The organism is Pseudomonas sp. P1_F7 (genome assembly GCF_056405655.1).
Map to the genome: position 1 here is coordinate 61,577 of NZ_JBFUBR010000003.1, position 14,070 is coordinate 75,646.

Sequence of the window (14,070 nt, forward strand, 5' to 3'; positions counted from 1 at the left end):
CGACAACGCCGGGCCGCGACAGGATCAGTGGCTGACGTTGTCGACCGCGATGGCTTCACCGCTGACATCGGCATAGTGCGGTTGGCGCTTGGCAATGATCAGGTAGAGCATCCCGGCGATGCCGGCACCAATCAGCCAGGAGAACGGCGATACGCTGTGGAACCCTGGCACCAGGGCCAGGACGATGGCGATCAGGGCGGCGGGAATGAACGCCGCCACGGCGCGCAAATTGACCCCGTGGCTGTAGTAATACGCGCCGTTCGGGTCTTCGCTGTACAGCTGCGGCACGTTGACCTGGCCTTTTCGTACCAGCCAGTAGTCGACCATGATCACCCCGTACAACGGGCCGAGCAGGGCACCGAGGCCGGACAGGAAATACACGATCACCAACGGACTGTTGTAGAGGTTCCACGGCAGGATCAGCACGGCGATGGTCGCGCTGATCAGCCCGGCACGGCGGAAGGTCAGGTACTTGGGCGCCAGGTTGCTGAGTACGAACGCCGGGGCGACGAAGTTGGCCATGATGTTCACCGCCACGGTGACGATCAGGAACGCCAGGCAGCCGAGTACCAGGAAGAAGGTGTTGGGGATCGAGGCGATGATTTCGGTCGGGCTTTCGATGATCCGGCCATTGATCTGAAATTGCGCGCCGCACAGCAGGACGGTGATGCTGGCGAACACCAGAATGTTCACCGGCAAGCCMCAGAAATTTCCGACCTTGATGGTTTTACGGCACGGCGAAGAGCGGGCGAAATCGCAGAAGTTGAGGATCAGCGTGCCGTAGATCGATAGCCACAACGCGCCGCCGGCAAAGATGTTGCGCCACATCTCACCGCCAGTCAGCGGCTCACGGATCGACCAGGCAATGGTCGCATCGGCCTGGGTGTACATCCACGCGGCGAGTGCGGCGACGGTCAGCAGAATCACCGGGCCGGCAAACGCCTCGTAGCGCCGCACCATCTCCATGCCGTAGGCGAGGATCGCCAGTTGCACGAACCAGATCGCGACGAAACACACCCAGCCCAGGGTCGACAGGCCGAGGATCGAGTTGTGGTCGTAGTCGGCGAACCCGGGATGGACCGCCGTCAACAACACGCGAAAGACCACGGACGCAAGATACGTCTGGATACCGAACCAGGCGATGGCGATCACCGCACGGATCAATGCAGGAATCTGCGCCCCATGAATGCCGAAACTGATCCGGCTGATGACCGGAAACGGCACCCCGGTCTTTTGTCCCATGTAGCCGGACAGGTTCATGAAGCAATACACCAGCGCCGCACCGATCCCCAGGGACAACAGGATCTGCCAGCCGCCCAGGCCCAGGGCATACAGGCCGATGGCAAACGAGTAGTTGGCGATGTTGTGCACGTCGTTGGTCCACAGGGCAAAGATGCTGTAGCGGCCCCAGCGCCGGCCTTCGGCCTTGGTTGGCGCCAGATCCTTGTTGTGCAGTCGGGGACTGAGCACGACGGGGGAGTGATGTGCTTGATTGTCGGTCGTGTGAGTGGAATGGGAGGAGGGTAGATCCAGCGCGATGTTGTTATTGGAGAGACTAGTACGCATTCCGGCAGGCTCCTGATGCTCGACGCCGCGATGACTGTGCATGAGCATTGGCTCGACAAATCTTCGTCGCGGGTGGCGAATATCATTGGTTACGGGGCATCTGCAGCCTGTACGGGATAGGGCGCTTCAGGCTTGCGGATCTAAAGTGTGTGTATGTTTTGATTTGATTGTATACAAAACATGTATGCACTTAAGCCAGATCCATGCCAGTCGAGCGTTCTATGAAATGCTCTGCTCATTTCGTTTTGTTATGGCTTTTCGCCAAGTTACTGAAAAATAGACAATATAAATTGACCGATTGAACAGGTATTTATTTCAAGAAGGGGATTCAGGAGGGTGTGGCGGCGCAAGTCAGGCGGAGGAATGTAACTTTTGGGGGCGCAGAAACGAAAAGTGCACACATAAATGGCACCGATGGTGACATTCCTGTGTACACATTTTGGTTGTGGCATATTGACTCTGTAGGAGCGAGCTTGCTCGCGAAAAACTCGAGAGCGTCGCGGGGGAATCAGGTTTACAGCGTTTTCGTTGACGACCATCGCGAGCAAGCTCGCTCCTACCCCTTGCTGATGATATTCCCCGCATGCAACCCGCATTCCTTCTGCGTCGCTTCTTCCCACCACCAGCGGCCTTCACGCTCATGCTGGTTTGGCAGCACCGGGCGGGTGCAGGGTTCGCAGCCGATGCTGATGAAACCGCGCTCATGCAGGCTGTTGTACGGCAGTTCCAGCATGCGGATGTAGCCCCAGATTTCTTCGCTGGTCATTTGCGCCAGCGGGTTGAACTTGTACAGGGTGCGTTCCGGGGTGGAGAACGCGGTGTCGATTTCCATCACCGCGACGGCGCTGCGGGTGCCGGGGCTCTGGTCCCGACGCTGGCCGGTGGCCCAGGCTTTCACGCCGGACAGCTTGCGGCGCAGCGGTTCGATCTTGCGGATGCCGCAGCATTCGCCATGGCCGTCCTTGTAGAAGCTGAACAGGCCTTTTTCCTTCACGAAGGGTTCGAGTTTCGTGTGGTCCGGCGACACCAGTTCGATGTCGATCTTGTAGTGCTCGCGCACCTGATCGATGAAGCGGTAGGTCTCGGGGTGCAGGCGGCCGGTGTCGAGGCTGAACACTTTGACGTTCTTGTTCAGCTTCCAGGCCATGTCCACCAGCACCACGTCCTCGGCACCGCTGAAAGATATCCACAGGTCATCGCCGAACTCGGCAAACGCGAGCTTCAGGATGTCCTGGGCGGATTTGTTGGCATAGGTCGTGGCGAGTTCCACGACGTCGAACGTTGGGCTCATCAGGGCGGCTTCCTACAGGTCGGTGGCGCTGGGCGCTCTATATGGGTCGATGGTAACAAAAAGCTGCACGGGCCGGGGCATCCTCTGCGTTGCGCAGGCCGGCCCGAGTCGCTAGAGTTCGGCAGTCTTTTTGCTCGCTCGACTCAATAATCAATACAAATGGGAGTGTCTTGTGGAAATTGCCTGTCTGGATCTTGAAGGTGTGCTGGTCCCGGAAATCTGGATCGCCTTCGCCGAAAAAACCGGGATCGAATCCCTCAGGGCCACTACCCGGGACATTCCCGACTATGACGTGCTGATGAAGCAGCGCCTGCGGATTCTCGACGAGCACGGCCTGAAGCTCTCCGACATTCAGGAAGTGATCGCCACGCTCAAGCCGCTGGACGGCGCCATCGAGTTCGTCGACTGGCTGCGCGAGCGCTTCCAGGTGGTGATCCTGTCGGACACCTTCTATGAGTTCTCCCAGCCATTGATGCGCCAACTGGGCTTCCCGACCTTGCTCTGCCACCGTCTGATTACTGACGACAGCGGGCGAGTCATTGACTATCAACTGCGTCAGAAAGATCCCAAGCGTCAGTCGGTCCTGGCCTTCAAGAGCCTCTACTACCGGGTGATCGCGGCGGGGGATTCCTACAACGACACCACGATGCTGGGCGAGGCCGATGCCGGGATTCTGTTCCATGCGCCGGATAACGTGATTGCGCAGTTCCCGCAGTTCCCGGCGGTGCACACGTTTGAGGCGTTGAAGCAGGAGTTCATCAAGGCTTCGAACCGCACTTTGAGCCTGTAAACCCGATCTCTGTAGGAGCTGCCGCAGGCTGCGATCTTTTGATCTTGATCTTAAAAAACAAGATCAAAAGATCGCAGCCTCGTTTCACTCGACAGCTCCTACTGCGGAGGGTTTCAGAGGTTTTGCAGGGTTTCGAGCAGCACCTTCACCTTGGTGATCGACTCCTGATATTCGGCCTGCCACTCGGAATCCGCGACAATCCCGCCACCACCCCAGCAACACACCTGTCCGTCCTTGACCAGCAAACTGCGGATGGCGATGGAACTGTCCATCTCGCCGCGCACGTCCAGGTAGAGCAATGAACCGCAATACAGTCCGCGCCGGGTCGGTTCCAGCTCGTCGATGATCTGCATGGCGCGAATCTTTGGCGCGCCGGTAATCGAGCCTCCCGGGAAGCTGCCGGCGATCAGGTCCAGGGCATCGCGCTCATCCGCCAGTTCACCGGTGACGCTGCTCACCAGGTGGTGCACGTTCGGATAGCTTTCCAGGCTGAACAATTCCGGCACCCGTACTGAACCTGTGCGGCAGGTACGACCGAGGTCATTGCGCAGCAGGTCGACGATCATCAGGTTTTCCGCGCGGTCCTTGGGGCTGGCCAGCAGTTCGGCGGCGTTCGCGGCGTCTTGCTCAGGCGTCAGGCCCCGAGGTCGAGTGCCCTTGATCGGGCGGGTTTCCACATGGCGCTGGCTGACTTTGACGAAGCGTTCCGGCGACAGGCTGAGTACGGCATCGCCGTCAGGCAAGCTCTGGAAACCGGAAAAAGGCGTCGGGCACGCTGCGCGCAGTGCGCAGTAAGCGGTCCAGGGATCACCCTGGCAGGGCGCACGAAAACGCTGGGCGAAGTTGACCTGATAACAGTCGCCGGCCTGAATGTATTGCTGGATGCGCTCGATGGCCTGTTGATACTGGTCAGCGCTCAAGTCGGCAGTCATCGGGGTGAGCAGTTTGAATGGAACGACCACTTCCGGTGCGGGCTGGCTGAACAGATCGATCAGGCGCTGGCGCTCGCTGACGGGCAGTGTCGGGTGGAACACCAACTGGCTGGTCAGCGAAAGGTGATCGCTGACCAATGCCCAGCTGTACAAACCGAAACGCGCGTCAGGCAGTTGCAGGTCGTCACGGGCCTGGCTCGGCAGGCGCTCCAGATGCCGGCCGAAGTCGTAACTCAGGTAGCCGATCAATCCACCGGCAAACGGCAACTCATAAGGTGCTGGCAGAATGGCATCGCCCAGGCGTGTCAGGTTGTCGCGCAGGCGTTGCAGGAACGCGTCGCCACTTTCATCGGGCGATACCGTCAGTTGTTCCAGTGGCCAGGCGCTGAGCAGGTCATAGCGACCGCGGTCGGCGCTGGGGCGGCCACTGTCGAGCAGCACGGCACCGGGGGCATGGCGAATCGCCGCGAAGTATTGGGCGGGGTTGGCGCGATAGGGCAGCGGGTGTACGGAACAGGTCAGCATGGGCGGGGGAGATCAGCCGTCGAGGCGGGGTGGCGATTGTAGACCTCTGTAGGATTTGGTCCTAGAGGGATGTCGGAAAGAAGCATGTGGCCGCACACTCCTGTGGTGCCACCGCATGAGTACGCAACGTCAGCCCGCAGTCATTGGCAATCTGGATATTCAGCCCCGGCCGGGCGTTGAGCTCCAGAATCAGCGGGCCTTTTTCCTGGTCCAGGACCATGTCGACACCGATGTAGCCCAGCCCGCACAGCTCATAACAGCCAGCGGCGAGTTTCATGAAACCGTCCCAGTAGGGCAGTTGCACGCCATCCACTGCATTCGTGGTGTCCGGGTGTTTGTTGATGATGTTGTTCAGCCAGGTGCCGCGCAGGGTCAGGCCGGTGGCCAGGTCCACGCCGACACCGATGGCGCCCTGGTGCAGGTTGGCCTTGCCGTTGGACTGACGCGTCGGCAGGCGCAACATGGCCATCACCGGGTAGCCCATCAAAACAATGATGCGAATGTCCGGCACGCCTTCATAGCTGATGCTCTTGAAGATCTGGTCCGGAATCACGCGGTATTCGATCAGCGCCCGGTCGCGGTGCCCGCCCAGGGAGTACAGGCCGGTCAGGATGCTGGAAATCTGATGCTCGATTTCTTCATGGCTGATGATCCGGCCGGACACCGAGCGATATCGGCCTTCAAAGCGGTCGGCGATGACCAGGATGCCGTCGCCACCGGCGCCTTGGGCCGGTTTGATCACGAAGTCGCTGCGCCCGCCGATGATCTCTTCGAGATTGTCGATTTCCTTCTCGGTGGAGATCACGCCATACAACTCGGGCACATGGATGCCGGCGGCGATGGCGCGTTCCTTGGTGATGATCTTGTCATCGACGATCGGGTACAGACTGCGCTTGTTGTACTTGAGCACGTAGTCTGCGTTGCGCCGATTGATCCCCATGATGCCCCGGGCTTCCAGGGCCTTCCAGGTCTTCCAGAGGCCGAACATCAGGCGTCAGCCTTTTTCAGGAAGGCCTTGAAACGCACCAGTTCGGTCAGGCGATAACCGCGATAACGACCCATGGCCAGCATGAAGGCCACCAGGATCAGCAGGATCGCCGGGAAGGTGAACACGAAGTACACCAGTTCCGGCACGGTCATGATCAGGTGCGCCAGGGACGCGGCGAACAGCGTGCCGATCGCCACTTTCATGGCATGGCCACCGCCGCGTTCTTCCCAGGTAATCGACAGGCGTTCGATGGTCATGGTCAGGATCACCATCGGGAACAGCGCCACCGACAAGCCGCGCTCCAGGCCGAGTTTATGGCTGAACAGGCTGATCGCCGCAATCAACACCACCACAAAGGTCAGCACCACCGACAGCCTCGGCAGCATTTGCAGCTTCAGGTGTTCGAGGTAGGAGCGTAGCGACAGGCCCAGCGCCGTGATGATGGTAAACAGCGCGATGCCGAAGCCGAGCTGGGTTTCGCGGAAGGCCAGGGCGATCAGCACCGGGGTGAAGGTGCCCAGGGTCTGGATGCCGATCAGGTTGCGCAGGATCAGGATCACCAGTACGCCGATCGGGATCATCACCATGATCATGAAGGTCTGCTGGGTTTGCAGCGGCAGGCCGTACAGCGAGTACTCGAGGAAGTTGGCGTCGGTGTTTTCGTCGGTCAGCTTGGCCAGGCGAATGGCGTTCATTTCGCTGTTGTTCAGGCTGAAGGTCACGTTGGCTTTCTTGCCGCCGTCGACGGTGATCAGGTTTTCGTCACCGGTCCACCACAGCAGGCGATCGGTCGGCAGGCCCTGTTCACCGGTTTCCGGGTTGAAGTACAGCCAGTCGGTGCCATTGAAACTGCGCAGCCACAGTTCCGGTATTTGCGGCTGGTCGGCCACCAGACGGATGGTGTGGACCTTCTCGATCGGCACGTGGGCGATGGACAGCAGCAACTCGACGATTTTTGCCTTGTGCGCGGTGGACGGATCACCGGCCAGCAACAGCTTCACGTTGTCGTCGTTGAGGTTGTTGACCCGCTTGATGGATTCGCCGACGAAGGTTTCGACGTCGGCCGAGTGCTGGCGAATCGGTGCGAGCAGGGCTTCGGCGGCGATTTTTTCCGGGCCTTCGATGGTCATGCTGTCGCGAAAGGTTGGGCCTTTGATCTTGGCTTTCTCACCGGAATAACGCTTGGTCAGCACCAGGCGGTAATACAGCGTCTGATTGCCTTTGGCCCGGCGTGCCGACCAGGTGACCTTGCGGTTGCCATCGACCCGGTTCACGGCCACGCCGTAGTTATTGGAGATGAAGCTCTCGTTGAGGCTGACGAAGTCGCGGCTCAGCGGAGGAACGAACATCTGGATCTTGACCGGATCCTTGGCGCTGGCGACGAACTCGACCTTGGCGTCGATGTTCCACAGGTCGTCAGTGGCGTCTTCGGTCACCGGGATGCCCAGCACGAAGATCTGATAGGCCGTAACTGAAATGCCCAGCACCACCAGGATGGCGATCAGCAGTTTCAGATGAAGGGTAAGAGAGCGCATTTAAATTACTCGGCGGTATGAGCGTCGGTGGTGCAGGCGGGTTTGCCGGCAGCATATTTAAGGCTGGGGTCAACCAGTGCATCGAAGCGTTTGAGCGCTTCGGAGCCAATCAGTAGCGGATATTGGAAAGCACTGCGGTCGGTCAGGTTCACTTCGATGCTGCGCAGGGCCGAGCCCATGCAGATGTCCAGCTCGATCACCGGACGGGCGGTGTACTTTTTGCCTTCCTCCGGGTCGTAGTCGCCGGCCCGGCGCTTGATTTTGCTGACGCGGGCCAGCGGGCGTTCGATCGGGTGCGAATGGGCGGCGTCGATGGCCAGATAAAAACGCACCCACGACTCGCCGTTGCGTTTGAAACGCTTGATATCCCGTGCACTCAGGGAAGCGGTTTTCGCCCCGGTGTCGAGTTTGGCCGCCACTTCCAGATCAATACCATTGAGCGATGCGTACTCATTCAGGCCATACACGGTCTTTTCCCCGGCCATTGCGAAGCCGGGCAGGCAAAGGAAATAAAGGAAGGCAGGGAAGGGCTTGAGTCTCATAAATCCTGGTGCGCAGCGGTCCGACTTGATTCAAGGCCCTGGCATCGCTGCGCAAGCTCCCTCGTATGCCTGGCAGGGTTTTATGACAGGCAGTGCAGATGTGACAAACAAATGCGGGCGGCATTCTAGCACGGTGGTTTGATGGCGCCAGCGCTGGCCGGTGGCTATAAATAGATGGGTTGCTTCGTTATGGTGCAGCCGGTTATCAGAAGATTGTCGACAATATCGATTTAACCTTTGACTGTGTCGCCTGTATTCGTTAGTTTTTGCGGCATTGGCTCACAAGGTGTCGACAATATGCTGGATCAACTCGATCCCCCGGTTTTAGCGCAAGACGATACGGAGACCCTGTCCGAGAACGTCTTCCGACGCATTCAGGCGGCTATCGTCAAAGGCGAGATCGCGCCGGGAAGCAAAATTTCCGAGCCGGAACTGGCGCGTACCTACGGCATCAGCCGTGGCCCGTTGCGCGAGGCCATCCACCGTCTGGAAGGCCAGCGCCTGCTGGTTCGCGTGCCGCATGTCGGCGCACGGGTGGTGTCGCTCAACCACGCCGAACTGATTGAGCTATACGAAATCCGCGAATCCCTGGAAGGCATGGCCTGTCGCCTGGCCGCCGAGCGCATGAGCCTCGAAGAAATCGACGAGCTGCGTCGGGTCCTGGAAACCCATGAGCGCGATGAGGCGTTTCAGGCCGGGAGAGGCTACTACCAGCAGGAAGGCGATTTCGACTTCCATTACCGAATCATCCAGGGCAGCGGCAACCGCACGTTGACCCAAATGCTCTGCGGCGAGCTCTATCAACTGGTGCGCATGTACCGCATCCAGTTTTCGACCACGCCCAATCGCCCGCACCAGGCGTTCGCCGAGCACCACCGCATTCTCGATGCCATCGCCGACCGTGACGGTGAACTGGCCGAGTTGTTGATGCGCCGTCACATCGGCGCCTCCAAACGCAATATCGCCCGTCACTACCAGGACGGCGTTAACCCGACAGCCAAACGAGGTGAGTCATGAGTTTGAACAAGAGCACACCAGGCCAGCGTTTCCGCGATGCGGTCGCCAGCGAACACCCACTGCAAGTGGTCGGCGCGATCAATGCCAACCACGCGTTGCTGGCCAAGCGCGCCGGTTTCAAGGCGATCTACCTGTCGGGTGGCGGGGTGGCTGCCGGCTCCCTCGGCGTGCCTGACCTGGGCATCACCGGCCTGGATGACGTGCTGACCGACGTGCGCCGTATCACCGATGTTTGCGACCTGCCATTGCTGGTGGACGTGGACACCGGTTTCGGTTCCTCGGCGTTCAACGTCGCTCGCACCGTCAAGTCGATGATCAAGTTTGGCGCCGCGGCAATTCACATCGAAGACCAGGTCGGCGCCAAGCGCTGCGGTCACCGTCCTAATAAAGAGATTGTGACCCAGCAGGAAATGGTCGACCGCATCAAGGCCGCCGTCGATGCGCGTACCGATGACAGCTTCGTGATCATGGCCCGTACCGACGCCCTGGCGGTGGAAGGCCTGGAGTCTGCCCTGGATCGCGCCGCCGCGTGCATCGAGGCCGGTGCCGACATGGTGTTCCCGGAAGCCATCACCGAGCTGGACATGTACAAGCTGTTCGCCAACCGCGTGAAAGCGCCGATCCTGGCCAACATCACCGAATTCGGCGCGACACCGCTGTACACCACCGAGCAACTGGCCGCTGCCGACGTATCGCTGGTGCTGTACCCGCTGTCGGCGTTCCGCGCCATGAACAAGGCTGCAGAAAACGTCTACACCGCGATCCGTCGCGATGGCACGCAACAGAACGTCATCGACACCATGCAGACCCGCATGGAGCTTTACGATCGCATCGACTACCACACCTTCGAGCAGAAGCTCGATGCGTTGTTCGCCGCGAAAAAGTAAGTCGAATAACTCCCTAATAAATTCAAGAAATTGGAGGCAGAAATGGCCGAAGCAAAAGTACTCAGTGGCGCCGGGCTCCGTGGCCAGGTAGCCGGGCAAACCGCACTGTCCACCGTGGGCCAGTCGGGTGCCGGTCTGACTTATCGCGGTTACGACGTTCGTGAACTGGCGGCAGACGCGCAGTTTGAAGAAGTCGCCTACCTGCTGCTGTACGGTGAACTGCCGAGCAAAGCACAACTGAACGCCTACATCGCCAAGCTGGGCAAGCTGCGTGACCTGCCGCAAGCGCTGAAAGAAGTGCTGGAACGCATCCCCGCCGACGCCCACCCGATGGACGTTATGCGCAGTGGTTGCTCGTTCCTGGGCAACCTGGAACCGGAGAACGACTTCTCCGAGCAGCACGACAAGACCGACCGCCTGCTGGCCGCGTTCCCGGCGATCATGACTTATTGGTATCACTTCAGCCACGAAGGCAAGCGCATCGATTGCGTGAGCGACGAGCCGTCCATCGGCGGCCACTTCCTGCACCTGCTGCACGGCAAGAAACCGAGCGAGCTGCACGTCAAGGTGATGAACGTTTCGCTGATCCTCTACGCGGAGCACGAATTCAACGCGTCGACCTTCACCGCACGTGTTTGCGCGTCGACCCTGTCCGACCTGTATTCGTGCATCACCGCGGCCATCGGCTCGCTGCGCGGCCCGCTGCACGGCGGCGCCAACGAAGCGGCGATGGAAATGATCGAGCGTTTCTCGTCGCCGGAAGACGCGATCAAGGGCACCCTCGGCATGCTCGAGCGCAAGGACAAGATCATGGGCTTCGGCCACGCGATCTATAAGGACAACGATCCGCGCAACGAGGTGATCAAGGGCTGGTCGAAAAAGCTTGCTGACGAAGTGGGCGACAAGGTGTTGTTCCCGGTGTCCGAAGCCATCGACAAGACCATGTGGGAGCAGAAGAAGCTGTTCCCGAACGCCGACTTCTACCATGCCTCGGCGTACCACTTCATGGGCATCCCGACCAAGTTGTTCACACCGATTTTCGTCTGCTCGCGCCTGACCGGCTGGGCCGCCCACGTGTACGAACAACGTGCCAACAACCGCATCATCCGTCCAAGCGCCGAGTACACCGGCGTTGAACAGCGCAAGTTCGTACCAATCGAACAACGCTGAATGGTGGAGGTCGGCACCGGGATCTGAAATCAACGCCGATCCCTGTGGGAGCGAGCTTGCTCGCGATGACGGGCTGACATTCAACATCAATGTCGGCAGTTACATCGCTATCGCGAGCAAGCTCGCTCCCACAGTGGATGGTGTGAACTTCAAGTCTGGTGCCAGGCCCCACCTTTTGTAACTACCGTGACCGAGTCCTGACCGATGAACACTGAATTCCGCAAATCGCTGCCCGGCAGCCACCTGGATTACTTCGACGTCCGCGCGGCAGTCGAGGCGATCCAGCCTGGCGCCTACGACACCCTGCCGTACACCTCCCGTGTGCTGGCGGAAAACCTTGTGCGTCGCTGCGACCCGGCCACGCTCACCGAATCCCTGAAGCAATTCATCGAGCGCAAGCGCGACCTCGACTTCCCGTGGTTCCCGGCTCGCGTGGTGTGCCACGACATTCTCGGTCAGACCGCTTTGGTCGACCTCGCCGGCCTGCGTGACGCCATCGCCCTGCAAGGCGGTGACCCGGCGCAAGTCAACCCGGTAGTGCCGACCCAACTGATCGTCGACCACTCCCTGGCCGTCGAGCGCGGTGGCTTCGATCCCGAAGCGTTCGAGAAGAACCGCGCCATCGAAGACCGTCGTAACGAAGATCGTTTCCACTTCATCAACTGGACCAAGAAGGCGTTCAAGAACGTCGACGTGATCCCGCCGGGCAACGGCATCATGCACCAGATCAACCTGGAGAAAATGTCTCCGGTGATCCAGGTGCGTGACGGCGTGGCCTTCCCCGATACCTGCGTCGGCACCGACAGCCACACCCCGCACGTCGATGCGTTGGGCGTGATCGCCATCGGTGTCGGTGGTCTCGAAGCCGAAAGCGTGATGCTCGGCCGCGCATCGTGGATGCGTCTGCCGGAAAGCGTTGGCGTCGAACTGACTGGCAAGCTGCAACCGGGCATCACCGCCACCGACATGGTGCTGGCGCTGACCGAGTTCCTGCGCAAGCAGAAAGTCGTTGGCGCGTGGCTGGAGTTCTTCGGCGAAGGCGCCTCCGCGCTGACCCTCGGCGACCGCGCGACCATCTCCAACATGGCTCCGGAATACGGCGCCACCGCGGCGATGTTCTACATCGACCAGCAGACCATCGACTACCTCAAGCTCACCGGCCGTGAAGACGAGCAGGTGCAGTTGGTCGAGAACTACGCCAAGCAGACCGGCCTGTGGGCTGACAGCCTGAAGGGCGCGCAATACGAGCGTGGTCTGACCTTCGACCTGTCCTCGGTGGTGCGCAACATGGCTGGCCCGAGCAACCCGCACGCCCGAGTCGCGGTTTCGGATCTGGCAGCCAAAGGCATCTCCGGTCAATGGGACGATGTGCCGGGTCAAATGCCGGACGGCGCGGTGATCATCGCCGCCATCACCAGCTGCACCAACACCAGCAACCCGCGCAACGTGATCGCCGCCGGCCTGCTGGCGCGCAACGCCAACAAGCTTGGCCTGACCCGCAAGCCATGGGTCAAGTCCTCCCTGGCGCCGGGTTCGAAAACTGTCGCGCTATACCTCGACGAAGCCGGCTTGACCGATGAGCTGGACAAGCTCGGTTTCGGCGTCGTGGCCTTCGCCTGCACCACCTGCAACGGCATGTCCGGCGCACTGGACCCGGTGATCCAGCAAGAGATCATCGACCGCGACCTGTACGCCACTGCCGTGTTGTCCGGTAACCGCAACTTCGACGGCCGGATTCACCCGTACGCCAAGCAGGCGTTCCTCGCGTCGCCGCCATTGGTCGTTGCTTACGCCATTGCCGGCACCATCCGTTTCGACATCGAAAAAGATGTGCTGGGCGTGGTGGATGGCAAGGAAATCCGCCTTAAAGACATCTGGCCGAGCGACGAAGAAATCGACGCAGTGGTCAAGGCGTCGGTCAAGCCTGAGCAGTTCCGTCAGGTCTACATCCCGATGTTCGCCATCCACGAAGACACCGGTCCGAAAGTCGCGCCGCTGTACGAGTGGCGCGAGATGAGCACCTACATCCGCCGTCCGCCGTACTGGGAAGGTGCGTTGGCCGGCGCCCGTCCACTCAAGGGCATGCGCCCGCTGGCAGTGCTGCCGGACAACATCACCACCGATCACCTGTCGCCGTCCAACGCCATCATGCTCGACAGCGCCGCTGGCGAATACCTGGCGAAAATGGGCCTGCCGGAAGAGGACTTCAACTCTTACGCGACTCACCGTGGTGACCACCTGACCGCGCAGCGCGCGACCTTCGCCAACCCGAAACTGTTCAACGAAATGGTTCAGGAAAACGGCAAGGTCAAGCAGGGTTCGCTGGCCCGTGTCGAGCCGGAAGGCAAAGTGATGCGCATGTGGGAAGCCATCGAGACCTACATGGATCGCAAACAGCCGCTGATCATCATCGCCGGTGCCGACTACGGTCAGGGTTCGTCCCGCGACTGGGCAGCGAAGGGCGTGCGCCTGGCGGGTGTGGAAGCGATTGCCGCCGAAGGTTTCGAGCGTATTCACCGCACCAATCTGGTGGGCATGGGCGTGTTGCCACTGGAATTCAAAGCGGGCACCAACCGCCATACCCTGGCCATCGACGGCAGCGAAACCTACGACGTGATTGGCGACCGCACCCCGCGTGCCGAGCTGACACTGGTGATCCATCGCAAGAATGGCGAGCGCGTCGATGTGCCGGTGACCTGCCGCCTCGACACCGCCGAAGAAGTGTCGATCTACGAGGCCGGTGGCGTGCTGCAACGCTTCGCCCAGGACTTCCTCGAAGAGTCGGCGGTTGCCGTTTAACACAGGCTGTACGGACACGGGACCTTGG

The 14,070-nt window shown here is 60.3% G+C and carries 10 protein-coding genes and 1 pseudogene; 5 read left to right on the plus strand and 6 right to left on the minus strand.

Going from position 1 to position 14,070, the window contains the following annotated elements:
- Positions 1 to 24: 24 nt before the first annotated feature.
- Together AC1D1M_RS04375 and AC1D1M_RS04380 are read right to left on the minus strand one after the other, a co-directional pair.
- The gene (locus tag AC1D1M_RS04375) at positions 25 to 1,566 is read right to left on the minus strand and encodes an NCS1 family nucleobase:cation symporter-1 (protein ID WP_477774708.1); all 1,542 of its coding nucleotides are present in this window, start codon (positions 1,564 to 1,566) and stop codon (positions 25 to 27) included.
- Between the two features lie 556 nt (positions 1,567 to 2,122).
- Positions 2,123 to 2,857, minus strand: coding sequence for a phosphoadenylyl-sulfate reductase (locus AC1D1M_RS04380; RefSeq protein ID WP_477752589.1), 735 nt, complete (start codon positions 2,855 to 2,857; stop codon positions 2,123 to 2,125).
- A 172-nt stretch (positions 2,858 to 3,029) separates the two neighbouring features.
- On the opposite strand from AC1D1M_RS04380, the gene thrH reads away from it, so the two are divergent.
- A complete protein-coding gene (gene thrH / locus AC1D1M_RS04385) occupies positions 3,030 to 3,647 on the plus strand; it encodes a bifunctional phosphoserine phosphatase/homoserine phosphotransferase ThrH (protein ID WP_477774709.1) in 618 nt (205 codons plus the stop codon).
- A gap of 113 nt (positions 3,648 to 3,760) precedes the next feature.
- Here thrH and pabB read toward each other — a convergent pair whose 3' ends face one another.
- The 4 genes and pseudogenes from pabB to rloA all read right to left on the minus strand — a co-directional run bounded on the left by pabB (position 3,761) and on the right by rloA (position 8,169).
- The gene (gene pabB, locus AC1D1M_RS04390; protein ID WP_477774710.1) at positions 3,761 to 5,104 is read right to left on the minus strand and encodes an aminodeoxychorismate synthase component I; all 1,344 of its coding nucleotides are present in this window, start codon (positions 5,102 to 5,104) and stop codon (positions 3,761 to 3,763) included.
- A 109-nt stretch (positions 5,105 to 5,213) separates the two neighbouring features.
- Positions 5,214 to 6,092, minus strand: a pseudogene (locus AC1D1M_RS04395) (alpha-L-glutamate ligase-like protein); the annotation flags it as partial.
- Positions 6,092 to 7,627, minus strand: a complete 1,536-nt coding sequence (rloB, locus tag AC1D1M_RS04400; RefSeq protein ID WP_116261800.1) for an osmotic stress tolerance membrane protein RloB — start codon at positions 7,625 to 7,627, stop codon at positions 6,092 to 6,094. The gene rloB and the pseudogene AC1D1M_RS04395, both read right to left, overlap by 1 nt.
- Positions 7,628 to 7,632: 5 nt before the next feature.
- Positions 7,633 to 8,169, minus strand: coding sequence for a retropepsin-like aspartic peptidase RloA (gene rloA / locus AC1D1M_RS04405; RefSeq protein ID WP_217837642.1), 537 nt, complete (start codon positions 8,167 to 8,169; stop codon positions 7,633 to 7,635).
- A 297-nt stretch (positions 8,170 to 8,466) separates the two neighbouring features.
- On the opposite strand from rloA, the gene AC1D1M_RS04410 reads away from it, so the two are divergent.
- The 4 genes from AC1D1M_RS04410 to acnD all read left to right on the plus strand — a co-directional run bounded on the left by AC1D1M_RS04410 (position 8,467) and on the right by acnD (position 14,042).
- The gene (locus AC1D1M_RS04410) at positions 8,467 to 9,186 is read left to right on the plus strand and encodes a GntR family transcriptional regulator (RefSeq protein WP_477774711.1); all 720 of its coding nucleotides are present in this window, start codon (positions 8,467 to 8,469) and stop codon (positions 9,184 to 9,186) included.
- Entirely contained in the window at positions 9,183 to 10,073 is an 891-nt protein-coding gene (prpB, locus tag AC1D1M_RS04415) for a methylisocitrate lyase (protein ID WP_108218923.1), read from the plus strand. Before AC1D1M_RS04410 ends, prpB begins: the two co-directional genes overlap by 4 nt.
- A 42-nt stretch (positions 10,074 to 10,115) precedes the next feature.
- On the plus strand, positions 10,116 to 11,243 hold the full coding sequence (gene prpC / locus AC1D1M_RS04420) for a bifunctional 2-methylcitrate synthase/citrate synthase (protein ID WP_477774712.1): 1,128 nt from the start codon (positions 10,116 to 10,118) through the stop codon (positions 11,241 to 11,243).
- Positions 11,244 to 11,447: 204 nt separating this feature from the next.
- Positions 11,448 to 14,042, plus strand: coding sequence for a Fe/S-dependent 2-methylisocitrate dehydratase AcnD (gene acnD, locus AC1D1M_RS04425; protein WP_477774713.1), 2,595 nt, complete (start codon positions 11,448 to 11,450; stop codon positions 14,040 to 14,042).
- Positions 14,043 to 14,070: the final 28 nt, after the last annotated feature.